This window comes from Roseateles sp. GW821-FHT03B02 (assembly GCF_059421025.1).
This window is the reverse complement of record NZ_JBWKUV010000009.1, coordinates 18,441-30,883: the sequence shown is the minus strand read 5'-3', so window position 1 is coordinate 30,883 and position 12,443 is coordinate 18,441. Positions and strand designations below refer to the sequence as shown.

Below are 12,443 nucleotides of genomic sequence, written 5' to 3'. Positions count from 1 at the left end.
CTTGTCAGGGCGAGGATTTGCCGGCTTGTGCCTGCAGCGCCTTGCCCATGAACACGCTCAGCGGGTGGTCCGGGTAGTCGCCGAACGCGCCGCGTCGCGCATAGCCTTCACTGGCGTAGAAGGCCAGTGCCTCGGGCTGGTAGGGCCCCGTCTCCAGCAGCAGCAGCCGGCAGCCGCGCTCCAGAGCGGCCTGCTCCAGCGCCCGGATGAGCCGCCGCGCCGCGCCCTGGCCGCGCGCCGCGGGCCGCACGTACATGCGCTTGACCTCGCCATGCTCAGGCCCGAGCACCACGGCGCAGCAGCCCAGCGCCACGCCCTGCGTGTCGCGTGCGACGGCGAACAGCACGTCCGGCCGGCACAGCGCGTCCAGGTCGAGGGCGTAGCGCGCCTCGGCGGGGTAGAGCGAGTCCTGGTAGGCGTCGAGCTCGGCGATCAGCGCGACGACTTCGGGTTGGTTGGCGGATTCGAGAGTGACGGTCATGGTGTGCGGAGCTTCTCATGGAGCCAGGGGCCGAGCCTGGCCTCGTAGGCGGCGGGGGCAAAGGCATGCAGGTCGACGTGGGCCGCGCCCGGCACGGGCCACAGCGACTTGGGGTCCTGCGCGGCGGCGAACAAGGCCTCTGTCTCCGGCCAGCGTGTATGCAGGTCCGCCGTGCCCGAGGCCACGACCAGCGGCGCGGTCACGCGGGCCAGCGCATCGACGGGCCGCAGCCGGTCGGTGCCAAAGCCCAGGCGCAGCGGGACCTGCATCAGCAGCAGCGGCGACAGCAGCCGTGCGGCCGCGTCGCCCAGGCGCATCGCGAGCCGGTCCTGCACGGCTGCGTCGATGCTCGGGTAGACGGACTCCAGCACCAGGGCCGCCAGTGGCGACCGGTGCTCGGCGAACAGCAGCGACGCCCCGCCCAGGGAAACGCCGATGGCGCCCAGTCTTTCGCCTGGAAGGCGCTGGCGCAGCCAGGCCAGAGCGGCCGTGGCGCCGGGGGCCTCCAGGCGCCCGAAGCCGATGCGGTCGCCGCTGCTCTCGCCATGCGAGGGCAGGTCGACCAGCAGGGCGGCCAGGCCCTCGCGCTGCAGCCAGCGGGCCCGCGCCAGCATCTGCAGGCGGTTGCCGCGCACGCCGTGCAGCAGCAGCACCGCGCCCGCGCCGCTGCGGCCGGGCAGGAACCAGCCGCTGACCTGCTGGCCGTCGCCGTAGCCGATGCGCACAGCCTCGGCCTGCAGATCCGCCGGCAGCGGGCCGATGGCCGCACGGGCGGGCCGCGTCAGCAGTTCGCCCGCCAGCAGGCTGGCGAGCAGGAGGGCGGCCGCCAGCGCCAGGCCGGCGATGAGGAGTCGTTGCATGCCGGCATGATCGCCGGTCCGCGGCCTCAGAGATCCAGGATGGCCCGCACCATTTGAGCGCCGTCCGGATGCGCCGTGAGGCGGGCGCCCTGGTCGCGCATCAGGGCCAGCATGCGGCGGTTGTCGGCCAGGATGTCGCCGAACAGGGCCTGCACACCCTGGCGCCGCGCCTGGGCGACGAGGTGGGCCATCAGCCGCCGGCCCAGGCCGCGGCCCTGCCAGTCGTCGCCCACGGCCAGCGCGAACTCGGCCACCGCGGGGTGCTCCGGGTCGCAGACGAAGCGGGCATCGGCGATGACGGTCGGCCCCGCGGGCGCTGGCAGTTCCACCAACCAGGCGCGGTGCAGGCGCTGGTCCACCTCGGTCAGCAGCTTCAGCAGCGCCGGGCTCAGCTCGCGCAGGCCGAAGTGGAAGCGCTGGTGGCGCGAGTCCAGTGACAGGCCGTTGAAGAAGCGCTGCTCGGCGCCGGCGTCGCCCGGCGCCAGCGGCCGCAGGCGGGCGCTGTGACCGCCGTGCAGAGGCCAGTCCTGCGCGGCCGCCGGGGTGGCGACGGCTGCGAGGCCTAGGGCGGCTGTCACGGCCGTGCCTCGCCGGCGGGCCGCAAGTCCAGCACGGCCGGGCCGCTCAGCGCGCTAATGGTCACGGCCTCGTCGCTGGGCACGACGAAGCATTGGCCGGGCTCCAGCACGATGTCGCGGCTGTCGTGGTCCACGGTGATCCACAGCGTGCCGGCCGCGCTGCACAGGTGGGTGGCGCGCGCCTCGGGCAGTCGGGAGGTCTGGCCGCGTTGCAGCAGCAGCCGGGTGCGGGGAACGTCGATCAGCATGGTGTGCTCCTCGGGCGGTCGCGCTGCATGCCGGGTTGGCATGCTTGCGCCGGGGCCGTCTGGCGTGGATAGTGGCGGCTCGGCCCTCTGCCGACAAACGATGATTCGGAAGGGTTGGCATTCCGCCAGCGCATGTCAAACAAGCCGCTCGACCACCTCCCGCCGCTGCAGCTGCTGGCCGCCTTCGAGGCGGCGGCGCGGCATCTGAGCTTCACGCAGGCCGCAGCGGAGCGCTTCGTCACGCAGTCGGCCATGAGCCGGCAGATGCGCGCGCTGGAGGAGGAACTGGGTGTCGCGCTGTTCGAGCGCCGCCATCGCTCGTTGGTGCTGACCGAGGACGGCCAGCGCCTGCACGCCGCCTGTGCCGCGGCGCTGAACACGCTGCGCGTGGCCGTGCGCACCGTGCGTGAGCCTCATCAGCGCCAGGTGCTGGCACTGACGACGACGCCCGGCTTCGCCTCGCTGTGGCTGATCCCGCGCCTCACGGCGTTCACGCGGGCGCATCCGGGCATTGATGTGCGGCTGGATGCGGGCCTCGGCAACCGCAACCTGGCCAGCGAGGGCTTTGATCTCGCCATCCGCTACAGCCCCATCGGCACTGGCCAGGGCAAGCAGCTGTTCGCCGAGGCCATGCTGCCCGTCTGCAGCCCGCGCCTGGTGGGCGAACTGGGCCTGCCGCTGCGCGAGCCCGCCGACCTGGCCCGCCACACCCTGCTGCACCTGGCCATGGACGGCGACAGCGCCGGCATGCCGGCCGAGTGGGAGCCCTGGCTGAGCGCCTGGGGGCTGGCCGACCTGCGGCCGGCGGCGCGGCTGAGCTTTTCGAGCTACTCGGAGGCGATTGCCGCCGCCGTGGCGGGGCAGGGCGTGGCGCTGGGGCGGCGGCCGCTAGTGGACGCGCTGCTGGCCGGCGGCCAGCTCGTCACGCCGTTCGACGCCGGCATCGCCTCGGCGCGGGCCTACCAGCTCATCGTCGACCCGGCGGCCCGGTCAAGGCCGGCGGTCCAGGCCTTCGAGCGCTGGTTGCTGGCTGAGTGCGCGCCAGCCTGACGGCACGGCTCAGGGGCGGCGTTCCAGCGCAGCCAGCAGCGCCGGCACGGCGGCCATGCCTTGTTGGGCCTGAACAGTCAGCGGCGACCTGGCTTGCAGCCACGATGCGCCGATGTCTGCGGCAGTGGCTGTTTCCTCGGCGGTCAGGCGCGACTGCAGGTCTTCCAGGCGCGCGAGCAATTCCTTCGGGGCTGAAGGCGCCATCGTCGTGAGCCGCTGCATCAGCGCAACAGCTTTGGCCCGATGTGCCGGCGCATCGCCTGACAACGCATGCGCCAGCCTGGCCGTCGCTTCCAGGTTGCCCTGGCGAGAGGCGAGTTCCCACCAGCGCGCGGCCTGGTCGGCATCACCCTGCCGGGCGTAAAGCGTGCCCACGTCGAGCTGGGCCAGCTCGTAGCCCGCCTCGGCGGCGCGAAGCTTGAACTTCAGCGCCTGGGTCGGGTCTGGCGGTACGACACCTGGGAACTGGCCGGCGAAATAGCAGCCCACCTTGTAGGCAGCCAGCAGGTGGCCGGCTTCTGCCGCTTGCGAGATCTGCTTGAACGCGGCGGCGCGGTCCGGCGGGGTGCCGATGCCGTTGTTCAGGAACATGCCCAGGTTGTACTGGACCTCGGGATTGCCGGCGGGCGCCAAGGCGGCCAACCGAGCGTAAAGCGAGGCCTGCGAGGCGGGTTGCGCCCAGGCGCCGGAGCAGGCCAGGGCCAGAACTGCTGCCGCGGTGGCCAGGAGGCGTTGGGAAAGCACCATGTGGTGTCTGTATCAGCCGGCCAGTGCGGCGTAGACGTTCTGCACGTCATCGTTGTCGTCCATGGCGGCGAGAAAGCTCTCCACCTCTTCCAGCTGCTCGGCGCTGAGGCTGGCGGGGTCGACAGGGTTCTTGGGCCGGTAGCCCAGCTTGGCGCTCAGCACCGTGAAGCCCTGGGCGGGCAGGGCGCGGGCGACGAGATCGAGGTCGGTCGGGTCCGTCAGGAACACGGTCACGCCGTCTTCGTCGGCCGGCAGCAGGTCCTGGGCGCCGGCCTCGATGGCGGCCGTGTCGGCATCGGCGCCCGGCGTGGCGGACTCGGCCTCGATCAGTCCGAGGTGGTCGAAGTCCCAGCTCACCGAACCCGGCGTGCCCTGCTGGCCCTTGCGGAACAGCACCCGCATGTCCGACGCGGCGCGGTTGGTGTTGTCGGTCAGCACCTCCACCATCACCGGTACGCGGTGCGGCGCAAAGCCCTCGTAGATGACCTGCTCGAAGTGCACGGTCTCACCGGTCAGCCCGGCGCCCTTCTTGATGGCGCGTTCCAGCGTGTCCTTGGGCATGGATACCTTGCGCGCCGCCTCGACGGCCATGCGCAGCCTGGCGTTGTCCTTGGGGTCGGCGCCGTTGCGCGCCGCGATCATGATGTCCTTGGCCAGCTTGCCAAACAGCTTGCCCTTGGCATTGGCGGCGATGTCCTTGTGTTTGGCTTTCCATTGAGCGCCCATGGGGATTCCTGTCGTCTGTCTGTGAGCCCGGCGTGGCGTCGGGCAGGGGGCACTACTTTACGAGGGGCTCAATCCGAGCTGCCCAGCGTCGCCGCGACCTTCCTCGTCTGCCCCGCCCGCCAGACGGTCAACGTCACCCTGTCCCCGATCTGCCGCGTCTCCAGCAGCGACAGCATGTCGTCCAGGTCTGCCACTGCCTGCCCATCGACGGCAGTGATGACGTCGCCCTGCACGATGCGCCCGCTGCGGTCGCGGCCGAACGGCTTCAAGCCAGCCGCCGCGGCCGGGCTGGCGTCCGCCACGTTGACCAGCAACACCCCCTTGGGCGCGCCAAGCGCCTGCGCCAGATTCGCCGGCCCGGCCGTCACCCCCAGCGCCGGCCGGATGAAGCGCCCGTCGCGGATCAGCCGCGGCACGATGCGGTTGACCTCGTCCACGGGGATGGCGAAGCCGATGCCCGCGCTGGCCCCGCTGGGGCTGTAGATCGCTGTGTTGACGCCGATCAGCCGCCCGGCCGAGTCCAGCAGCGGCCCGCCCGAGTTGCCCGGGTTGATGGCGGCGTCCGTCTGGATCGCGCCCTTGATGGTGCGCCGCGTGACGGACTCGATCTCGCGGTTCAGCGCCGAGACGATGCCGGTGGTGAGCGTCTGGTCCAGGCCGAAGGGGTTGCCGATGGCGTAGACCTTCTGGCCCACCTGCAGCTCGCGGCTGCTGCCGATGGAAATGGCGGGCAGCTTGTCGCGCGGCGCCTCGATGCGCAGCACGGCGATGTCGCGGTCGGGGAAGGCGCCCACCAGCCTGGCCGGGTAGCTGCTCTGGTCGGCCAGCGTGACGGTGGCGCGGTCGCCGCCCTGGATGACGTGGAAGTTGGTGACGATGTGGCCGGCGTCATCCCACACGAAGCCGGTGCCCGTGCCGCTGGGCTGCTCGCTGGTGCGCAGCGAGAAGAAATCCCGTTGCACGCTCAGCGTCGTGATGTGCACCACCGACGGGCTGACGCGTTTGAATACGCCGACGTTGTTCATCTCCTCGGCGTCCAGCGCGCCGCGGGCGGTGACGGCCCGGGGTGGGGCGTGGGTCTTGGGCTGGGCATCGGCGAGGCCGGCGGCCAAGCCTAGGATTAGCGCGAATGTCAGCAGATGCTTGGGCATGGACCGAGCAAAGGGGCGGTGGCGATGGTGCGTATTTTGGTGGGCGGCGCGATGGCGCCGGTGAAGCGTTCGGGCCTCGGCCTGGCGCTGTGCCTGTTGATGTCGGGCGCCTGGGCGCAGCAGGTGTGGAAATGCGAGGTGGCAGGCCAGGTGCGCTTCAGCGACAAGCCCTGCCCGGGCAGCGGCCAGCCGGTGGCCGAGCGCAGCCTGCAGCCCAACGTGGTGGAGAGCCTCAAGCCCGAGGTGGTGCGCGCGGCGATGGGCGGGGCTTCCGCGGCCTCCGCACCCATCGCGCCGCCGGGCAACGCCTGCCCGGGCGACGGCGAGATCCGCGGCATGGAGACGCGTGGCAACTCGACGACGCTGGGCGACGCCGAGCGCGCGTTTCTGCAGGACGAGGTGCGCCGCGCGCTGCAGTGCCGCGGCGGGCGAGGCCGCTACACGGAGGCCGACTGGGCCGTCAGCCGAGCGGCCCAGGCCGCGCAGACGCAGCTGAGCGACCGGGCCCGCGCCGACGCGCGGCTGCGCGCCGAGGCCATGCACAGCGCCGCCGACCCGGAGGAGGGCGACCGCATCGCGCGCCGCCGCATCGCCGAGGAAAGGATGCAGCGCCGTAACCAGCTGGTGCAGCAGAGGGGCCAGAATGCCGCGTCTATGCCCAGCCCCTGATCTTCCTCGATGCCTGCGCAGCCTTCTCGTTCCGACCGCCTCGACGCGCTGCGCGGCGCGGCCATCGTCTGGATGGCGGTGTTTCATTTCGGCTTCGACCTGAACCACTTCGGCTGGATCCGCCAGGACTTCTACCGCGACCCGGTCTGGACCTGGCAGCGCATCTGCATCGTCAGCCTGTTCATGTTCTGCGCTGGCGGTGGGCAGGCCTTTGCCGTGCTGGGGCGCCAAGGCGCGCAACGTTTCTGGAGGCGCTGGGGCCAGGTGGCGGGCTGCGCGCTGCTGGTGTCGGTGGGCTCGTGGTTCATGTTCCCGAACAGCTGGATCAGCTTCGGCGTGCTGCATGGAATCGCGGTGATGTTGCTGCTGCTGCGCATGGGCCTGAGCCGTCTGCCGAATGCGGCGTTGCTGGTGCTGGCGGTGCTCGCCGTCGCCGCGCCGCGGCTCGTGCAGGCCGAGTTTTTCGACACGCGCTGGACCAACTGGGTCGGCCTCGTCACGCACAAGCCCGTCACCGAGGACTATGTGCCCGTGCTGCCCTGGCTGGGCGTGATGCTGCTGGGCTTCGTCGTCACGCGTGCCCGGCCGGGCATGTGGACCGGCAGCGCGCCGCGGCCGCTGGCCGTGCTGGGGTGCTGGTCGCTGAGCTTCTACATGGTCCACCAGCCGGTGCTGATCGGCGGGCTGATGGCGGTTCAGTTCCTGAAGGGGATGTGATGCGAAGCAAGATGCTCGTGGCCGTGCTCGGCCTGCTCGTTTGCGCGGCTGCCACTGCGGCGCCGTTGGCATGGCCGGGCGGCGCCAAGGCGGCCGTCAGCCTGGGCTATGACGACGGCCTGGACAGCCAGCTCGATCACGTCATCCCCGCGCTGAACAAGCGCGGCTTGCGGGCGAGCTTCTACGTGCCCATCAACGGGCCGACGCTGCCCGGCCGGCAGAACGAATGGAAGGCGGCCGCCGCGGCCGGCCATGAACTGGGCAACCACAGCCTGTTCCACAGTTGCTCGGCCAAGGGGCCAGGGCGGGAGTGGGTGCTGCCGCATCGCGACCTGGACAAGCAGATGGCGGCTGCCGTGCAGGAGCAGGTCATCGCGGCCAACACCTGGCTGCAGTCGCTGGACGGCAGGACGCGTCGCACCTTCACGCCGCCCTGCCTGGACATGCAGGCTGGCGGTCAGGATTTCGTGAAGGCGCTGCAGCCGCAGTTCGTCGCTTACCGCGCGGCTGGCCCGGGGCTGGTGTCGGACGCAACCCAGCTCGACCCCTACGCCATGCCGGTCTACTTCGTCGAGGGCATGAGCGGCGAGCAACTGATCGCGCTAGTGGAGAAGGCGGCGGCCCAGGGCGCGCTGGTGTCGCTGCTCTTCCACGGCGTGGGCGCCGAGCACCTGAGCGTCACGCGCGAGGCGCATGACCAGTTGCTGGACCACCTCGCGAAAAACAAGGCGCGCTTCTGGACCGACAGCTTCGTGAACATCATGGAGGAAGCGAGGAAGCAGGCGGGGCGCTGAAAGGTATGCAGCCCCTCGTCCAAGGTGTACCTTGGCCCGTCCCCCGTGGGGGCGCCGGGCCGGCTTGGGGCGGCCCGGCGCTCGGCCCGACAATGCGGCCATGAGTTCTCCCAAGTCCGTCCTGTTCGGCTTCCACGCCGTCACCGTCCGCCTCAAGACCCACCCCGATTCCGTCGCCGAGGTTCATTTCGACCCCGCCCGGCGCGACCAGCGCATGCGCGCCTTTATTGAGCGCGCCAAGGAAGCCGGCGCCAAGCTGGTGGAGAGCAGCGACGAGCGCCTGAGCCAGCTGGCCGGCAGCCCGCGCCATCAGGGTGTCGTGGCGCGTGTGGCGGCCATCGCGCAGCTGCACTCGCTGGACGACGTGCTGGATGCGGTGGAAGGCCCGCCTCTCGTGCTGGTGCTGGACGGCGTGACCGACCCCCACAACCTCGGCGCCTGCCTGCGCGTGGCCGATGGCGCCGGCGCGCATGCCGTCGTCGCACCCAAGGACCGTGCCGTGGGCCTGAACGCCACGGTGGCCAAGGTGGCCAGCGGTGCCGCCGAGACGGTGCCCTATCTGATGGTCACCAACCTGGCCCGCACGCTCAATGAGCTCAAGGAGCGCGACATCTGGGTGGTGGGCACTTCCGACCAGGCCGAGCGCTCCATCTACGACCTGGACCTGAGGCGCCCCGTCGCCTTCGTGCTGGGCGCCGAAGGCGAGGGCATGCGCCAGCTGACGGCCAAGACCTGCGACGAACTGGTGCGCATCCCGATGGCCGGTGCCGTCGAGAGCCTGAACGTGTCCGTCGCCTCCGGGGTCTGCCTCTACGAGGCGCTGCGCCAGCGCAGTCGATAATTCCGACTACTTAGTAGAAAAAGGAACTCCATCATGGCCGTCATCGAAGTCAAGCACCCCCTCGTCAAGCACAAGATCGGCCTGATGCGCGAGGCCGACATCTCGACGAAGAAGTTCCGCGAGCTGACCGGCGAGGTCGCGCGGCTGCTGACCTACGAGGCGACCGAGGACTTCCCGCTGGAGAAGGTGACCATCAACTGCTGGAGCGGCCCGGCCGAGGTGGACCAGATCGCCGGCCGCAAGGTCACCGTCGTGCCCATCCTGCGCGCGGGCTTAGGGATGCTGGATGGCGTGCTGGACATCCTTCCCAACGCCAAGGTGTCGGTCGTGGGCCTGGCGCGTGACCACGAGACGCTCAAGCCGGTGAACTACTTCGACAAGTTCGTCGGCAACCTTGAAGCCCGCACGGCGCTCATCATCGACCCCATGCTGGCCACGGCCGGCAGCATGATCGCCACCGTCGACCTGCTGAAGGCGCGCGGCTGCAGGGACATCCGCGCGCTGGTGCTGGTGGCCGCGCCCGAGGGCGTGAAGGCGCTCAACGAGGCGCATCCCGACGTGCGCTGCTGGACGGCCGCCATCGACAGCCACCTCAACGAGGTCGGCTACATCATCCCGGGCCTGGGCGATGCGGGCGACAAGATCTTCGGCACGAAGGAAGGCTGAGTCAGGACCGAGGACAGTCCCCGCGGACTGTCCGACACCACACGGAAGACGGGCGGCCTGCAAGCCACCCGGCATGAGCCCTCAGACCAGGCCGAGGGCCCCCAGCACGCCGCCACCGAGCACCATCCAGACGAGGCCCAGCCTCGTCTTCAGCGTCAACAGTATGGTGACGGCGATCAGCGCCAGCGTGCCCCAGCGGTGATCGTCGGCGCGCAGGAAGGGCAGGGCCAGCAGCCAGCCGGTGGCGATGATGAGGCCCAACGTCAGCGGCATCATGCCGGCCGAGAAGGCCCGCACGGCGATGTGCTCGCGGCGGGCGGCGGCCCAGCGCGTGGCGGTCAGCGTCAGCAGCGTCGACGGCAGCATGATGCCGGCCATGGCCGTCGCCGCACCGGCCGGGCCGGCGACGTTCCAGCCCAGCACGGCCACGAACAGGATGTTCGGTCCCGGCGCGGCCTGGGCCAGCGCGATGGACGTCGTGAACTCGGTCTCGGTCAGCCAGGCCGTCTGGTCGACGAGGAAGCGGTGCATCTCCGGCACTGTCGTGATGGCACCACCGATGGACATCGGCGACAGCACCAGGAAGTGCAGGAACAGGCTGAGGAAATCCGCCCCGCTCATTTCAGCTTGCGCCAGACCAGCGCCATGCCGCCACCGCCCACCAGCAGCAGCACGGCCACCAGCGGCCAGCGCAGCAGGCCGATGAGCACGAAGGCCGCCAGCGCCAGGCCCAGGGCCACATGGCGGCCCAGCGGACTCTTCTTCAGTGCGGGCAGGAGCTTGATGCCGGTGGCCAGGATGAGCCCGGCCGACACTGCGCCCATGCCGCGCAGCGCGTTGGCAGCCATCGGATGCTGCGCCAGCTGGCCATAGGCCACGGCCAGGCTCAGCACGATGACGGCCGGTGCAGCCAGCATGCCGGCCAGGGCGGCCATGGCCCCGCGTGCGCCGAAGAACCGGTCGCCCACCATCATCGACAGGTTGACCACGTTGGGCCCCGGCAGCACCTGGGCGATGGCGAGGGTTTCGACGAACTCTTCCTTGCTCATCCAGCCCAGGCGTTCGACCAGCTCGCGCTGGGCCACCGCCAGCACGCCGCCAAAACCCTGAAGCGCCAGCCACGTGAACGCCAGGAAGAGGTCGGTGAGGGACTGCGGGCGATTCGGCACGGGAGGCTTCAGCGATGGACCTTCAGCGCATCGGGGTTGACGACGTTCGTCGGCTGCGCCTTGATGAAGTTCAGCACGTTGTCAAAGGCCGCGTCGAAGTAGAGCTCATAGCTGTCCTGCTCCACGTAGCCGATGTGCGGCGTGCAGACCGCGTTCTCGAGCCGGAGCAGCGGGTGGCCCTGCAGGATGGGCTCGCTCTCGAAGACGTCGATGGCCGCCATGCCGGGGCGGCCCCGGTTCAGCGCCGAAACCAGCGCGCCCTCGGTGACGAGTTCGGCGCGCGAGGTGTTCACGAACAGCGCGGTGGGCTTCATGCGTGCCAGGTCCTCGGGTACGACGATGCCGCGCGTGGCCTCGCCCAGCCTGAGGTGCATGGTGAGCACATCGGCCTCGGCGAACACATGCTCGCGGCTCTCGGCGATGCGGTAGCCGTCGGCCGCAGCGCTGAGCCGGGAGGCCTCGCTGCCCCACACCATCACGTCCATGCCGAAGGCACGGCCGAAACCGGCCACGCGCTGGCCGATGCGGCCATAGCCCCAGACGCCCAGCGTCTTGCCGCGCAGCACCATTCCCACGCCGAAGTTGGGCGGCATGGAGGCGGATTTCAGCCCCGCCTGCTGCCACGCACCGTGCTTGAGGTTGCCGATGTACTGCGGCAGCCGCCTCATGGAGGCCATGATCAGGGCCCAGGTCAGCTCGGCGGGTGCGACGGGGTCGCCCACGCCCTCGGCCACGGCAATGCCCAGCCGCGTGCAAGCGTCCACGTCGATGTGACTGCCGACGCGCCCGGTCTGTGAGATGAGCTTGAGCTTGGGCAGCTTCTCCAGCAGCTGGCGCGGGAAGGCCGTGCGCTCGCGGATCAGCACCAGCACCTCGGCATCGCGCAGCCGCACTGACAGCTGGCCGATGCCCTTGACCGTGTTCGTGAACACCTTGGCGTTCAGCGGCTCCAGCTTGGCCGCGCAGCGCAGCTTGCGCACGGCGTCTTGGTAGTCGTCGAGGATGATGACGTTCATGGGCTAGGCCCGCGCGGACGCCCGGAGGGCACCGAGGCCGCTGCGGCGGGGCGGCGAGCGCGAGCGTGTGAAGGCTTCAGGTTTTGGGGCATTGTGCCCCGGGGCGATGCAGGCTCGCGGCATGCTGGCTACCATCGGTTTCCCTCAATGGAGACCATCCGATGACCACGCTTTCCATGCACGACGCCAGTGCGCCCGTCTTCGTCAAGATGCTGGGCAACATGCTCAACTGGCTGGAGGCCGCCAAGGCCCATGCCGAAGCCAAGAAGTTCTCGACCGACGTCTACCTGACGTTGCGCCTGGCGCCCGACATGCTGCCCTTCACCAAGCAGATCCAGATCACCAGCGACACCGCCAAGGGCTGCGTGGCCCGCCTGGGCGGCGTGGAGATCCCCAAGTACGAGGACAACGAGGCCACCCTCGACGAACTGGTTGAACGCATCAAGAAGACGCGCGATTTCGTCCTGTCCGTGCCTGCATCCGGCTTCGCGGGCAGCGAGGGGCGCGAGATCACCATCCCGCGCCGCAGCGGCGACCCGCTGAAGTTCGACGGCTCGGCCTACCTGCGTCATTTCGCCCTGCCGAACTTCTATTTCCACGCGACGACGACTTACGCCTTGTTGCGCCACGCCGGCGTGCCGCTGGGCAAGAACGACTACCTGGGCGGCTAAATCGCCCCCGGGGACGGGAAATGCTGCGCAATCCGCAGCCTATTCCCCCGCCCAGACCC

At 70.3% G+C, this 12,443-nt stretch carries 17 protein-coding genes; 7 read left to right on the top strand and 10 right to left on the bottom strand.

Going from position 1 to position 12,443, the window contains the following annotated elements; all coding sequences use genetic code 11:
- Positions 1-4: 4 nt before the first annotated feature.
- The 4 genes from AC07VX_RS21360 to AC07VX_RS21345 are packed head-to-tail and all read right to left on the bottom strand — an operon-like array spanning position 5 to position 2,167.
- Positions 5-481: a GNAT family N-acetyltransferase gene (locus tag AC07VX_RS21360; RefSeq protein WP_493167502.1), complete on the bottom strand. Its 477-nt coding sequence runs from the start codon at positions 479-481 to the stop codon at positions 5-7.
- Positions 478-1,341 carry an alpha/beta hydrolase gene (locus AC07VX_RS21355; protein WP_493167503.1) on the bottom strand — a complete coding sequence of 288 codons (864 nt, stop codon included), beginning with the start codon at positions 1,339-1,341 and terminating at the stop codon, positions 478-480. The genes AC07VX_RS21360 and AC07VX_RS21355 overlap by 4 nt, the downstream gene beginning before the upstream one ends.
- 26 nt (positions 1,342-1,367) lie before the next feature.
- Positions 1,368-1,919 carry a GNAT family N-acetyltransferase gene (locus AC07VX_RS21350; protein ID WP_493167504.1) on the bottom strand — a complete coding sequence of 184 codons (552 nt, stop codon included), beginning with the start codon at positions 1,917-1,919 and terminating at the stop codon, positions 1,368-1,370.
- Entirely contained in the window at positions 1,916-2,167 is a 252-nt protein-coding gene (locus AC07VX_RS21345) for a DUF2917 domain-containing protein (RefSeq protein WP_493167505.1), read from the bottom strand. Before AC07VX_RS21345 ends, AC07VX_RS21350 begins: the two co-directional genes overlap by 4 nt.
- A 132-nt stretch (positions 2,168-2,299) precedes the next feature.
- Here AC07VX_RS21345 and gcvA point away from each other — a divergent pair, with 132 nt between their 5' ends.
- Positions 2,300-3,217 (top strand): transcriptional regulator GcvA, encoded by a 918-nt coding sequence (gene gcvA, locus AC07VX_RS21340; protein ID WP_493167506.1) that lies wholly within the window; start codon positions 2,300-2,302, stop codon positions 3,215-3,217.
- Positions 3,218-3,226: 9 nt separating this feature from the next.
- Here the strand turns inward: gcvA and AC07VX_RS21335 are convergent, their stop codons facing one another.
- From AC07VX_RS21335 to AC07VX_RS21325, 3 genes are all read right to left on the bottom strand, one after another.
- Positions 3,227-3,964: a tetratricopeptide repeat protein gene (locus tag AC07VX_RS21335; protein WP_493167507.1), complete on the bottom strand. Its 738-nt coding sequence runs from the start codon at positions 3,962-3,964 to the stop codon at positions 3,227-3,229.
- Positions 3,965-3,976: 12 nt separating this feature from the next.
- Positions 3,977-4,690, bottom strand: coding sequence for a YebC/PmpR family DNA-binding transcriptional regulator (locus AC07VX_RS21330; RefSeq protein WP_493167508.1), 714 nt, complete (start codon positions 4,688-4,690; stop codon positions 3,977-3,979).
- A gap of 68 nt (positions 4,691-4,758) precedes the next feature.
- A complete protein-coding gene (locus tag AC07VX_RS21325; protein ID WP_493167509.1) occupies positions 4,759-5,841 on the bottom strand; it encodes a S1C family serine protease in 1,083 nt (360 codons plus the stop codon).
- Between the two features lie 24 nt (positions 5,842-5,865).
- Between AC07VX_RS21325 and AC07VX_RS21320 the strand changes: the two genes are divergently transcribed.
- The 5 genes from AC07VX_RS21320 (at position 5,866) to upp (ending at position 9,528) form a co-directional block, all read left to right on the top strand.
- Positions 5,866-6,510 carry a DUF4124 domain-containing protein gene (locus AC07VX_RS21320; protein ID WP_493167510.1) on the top strand — a complete coding sequence of 215 codons (645 nt, stop codon included), beginning with the start codon at positions 5,866-5,868 and terminating at the stop codon, positions 6,508-6,510.
- 9 nt (positions 6,511-6,519) lie between these two features.
- A complete protein-coding gene (locus AC07VX_RS21315; RefSeq protein WP_493167511.1) occupies positions 6,520-7,227 on the top strand; it encodes an acetyltransferase domain-containing protein in 708 nt (235 codons plus the stop codon).
- Positions 7,227-8,021, top strand: coding sequence for a polysaccharide deacetylase family protein (locus AC07VX_RS21310; protein WP_493167512.1), 795 nt, complete (start codon positions 7,227-7,229; stop codon positions 8,019-8,021). The genes AC07VX_RS21315 and AC07VX_RS21310 overlap by 1 nt, the downstream gene beginning before the upstream one ends.
- Before the next feature lie 100 nt (positions 8,022-8,121).
- A complete protein-coding gene (gene rlmB / locus AC07VX_RS21305; protein WP_493167513.1) occupies positions 8,122-8,862 on the top strand; it encodes a 23S rRNA (guanosine(2251)-2'-O)-methyltransferase RlmB in 741 nt (246 codons plus the stop codon).
- A 33-nt stretch (positions 8,863-8,895) separates the two neighbouring features.
- Positions 8,896-9,528, top strand: a complete 633-nt coding sequence (gene upp / locus AC07VX_RS21300; protein ID WP_493167515.1) for a uracil phosphoribosyltransferase — start codon at positions 8,896-8,898, stop codon at positions 9,526-9,528.
- Between the two features lie 81 nt (positions 9,529-9,609).
- Here the strand turns inward: upp and AC07VX_RS21295 are convergent, their stop codons facing one another.
- The 3 genes from AC07VX_RS21295 to AC07VX_RS21285 are packed head-to-tail and all read right to left on the bottom strand — an operon-like array spanning position 9,610 to position 11,713.
- The gene (locus AC07VX_RS21295; RefSeq protein WP_493167516.1) at positions 9,610-10,149 is read right to left on the bottom strand and encodes a chromate transporter; all 540 of its coding nucleotides are present in this window, start codon (positions 10,147-10,149) and stop codon (positions 9,610-9,612) included.
- Positions 10,146-10,697 (bottom strand): chromate transporter, encoded by a 552-nt coding sequence (locus tag AC07VX_RS21290; protein WP_493167517.1) that lies wholly within the window; start codon positions 10,695-10,697, stop codon positions 10,146-10,148. The genes AC07VX_RS21295 and AC07VX_RS21290 overlap by 4 nt, the downstream gene beginning before the upstream one ends.
- Positions 10,698-10,705: 8 nt before the next feature.
- Positions 10,706-11,713, bottom strand: a complete 1,008-nt coding sequence (locus AC07VX_RS21285; RefSeq protein ID WP_493167518.1) for a D-2-hydroxyacid dehydrogenase family protein — start codon at positions 11,711-11,713, stop codon at positions 10,706-10,708.
- 161 nt (positions 11,714-11,874) lie between these two features.
- On the opposite strand from AC07VX_RS21285, the gene AC07VX_RS21280 reads away from it, so the two are divergent.
- Positions 11,875-12,384 carry a DUF1993 domain-containing protein gene (locus AC07VX_RS21280; protein ID WP_493167520.1) on the top strand — a complete coding sequence of 170 codons (510 nt, stop codon included), beginning with the start codon at positions 11,875-11,877 and terminating at the stop codon, positions 12,382-12,384.
- The last annotated feature ends 59 nt before the right edge of the window (positions 12,385-12,443 follow it).

Coding starts and splice junctions, on each gene's coding strand:
- AC07VX_RS21355 (WP_493167503.1), bottom strand. CDS start 1,341: ATGCAACGACTCCTCATCGCCGGCCTGGCGCTGGCGGCCGCCCTCCTG.
- AC07VX_RS21310 (WP_493167512.1), top strand. CDS start 7,227: ATGCGAAGCAAGATGCTCGTGGCCGTGCTCGGCCTGCTCGTTTGCGCG.
- rlmB (WP_493167513.1), top strand. CDS start 8,122: ATGAGTTCTCCCAAGTCCGTCCTGTTCGGCTTCCACGCCGTCACCGTC.
- AC07VX_RS21325 (WP_493167509.1), bottom strand. CDS start 5,841: ATGCCCAAGCATCTGCTGACATTCGCGCTAATCCTAGGCTTGGCCGCC.
- AC07VX_RS21320 (WP_493167510.1), top strand. CDS start 5,866: ATGGTGCGTATTTTGGTGGGCGGCGCGATGGCGCCGGTGAAGCGTTCG.
- AC07VX_RS21315 (WP_493167511.1), top strand. CDS start 6,520: ATGCCTGCGCAGCCTTCTCGTTCCGACCGCCTCGACGCGCTGCGCGGC.
- AC07VX_RS21280 (WP_493167520.1), top strand. CDS start 11,875: ATGACCACGCTTTCCATGCACGACGCCAGTGCGCCCGTCTTCGTCAAG.
- AC07VX_RS21345 (WP_493167505.1), bottom strand. CDS start 2,167: ATGCTGATCGACGTTCCCCGCACCCGGCTGCTGCTGCAACGCGGCCAG.
- AC07VX_RS21285 (WP_493167518.1), bottom strand. CDS start 11,713: ATGAACGTCATCATCCTCGACGACTACCAAGACGCCGTGCGCAAGCTG.
- AC07VX_RS21335 (WP_493167507.1), bottom strand. CDS start 3,964: ATGGTGCTTTCCCAACGCCTCCTGGCCACCGCGGCAGCAGTTCTGGCC.
- gcvA (WP_493167506.1), top strand. CDS start 2,300: ATGTCAAACAAGCCGCTCGACCACCTCCCGCCGCTGCAGCTGCTGGCC.
- upp (WP_493167515.1), top strand. CDS start 8,896: ATGGCCGTCATCGAAGTCAAGCACCCCCTCGTCAAGCACAAGATCGGC.
- AC07VX_RS21330 (WP_493167508.1), bottom strand. CDS start 4,690: ATGGGCGCTCAATGGAAAGCCAAACACAAGGACATCGCCGCCAATGCC.
- AC07VX_RS21360 (WP_493167502.1), bottom strand. CDS start 481: ATGACCGTCACTCTCGAATCCGCCAACCAACCCGAAGTCGTCGCGCTG.
- AC07VX_RS21295 (WP_493167516.1), bottom strand. CDS start 10,149: ATGAGCGGGGCGGATTTCCTCAGCCTGTTCCTGCACTTCCTGGTGCTG.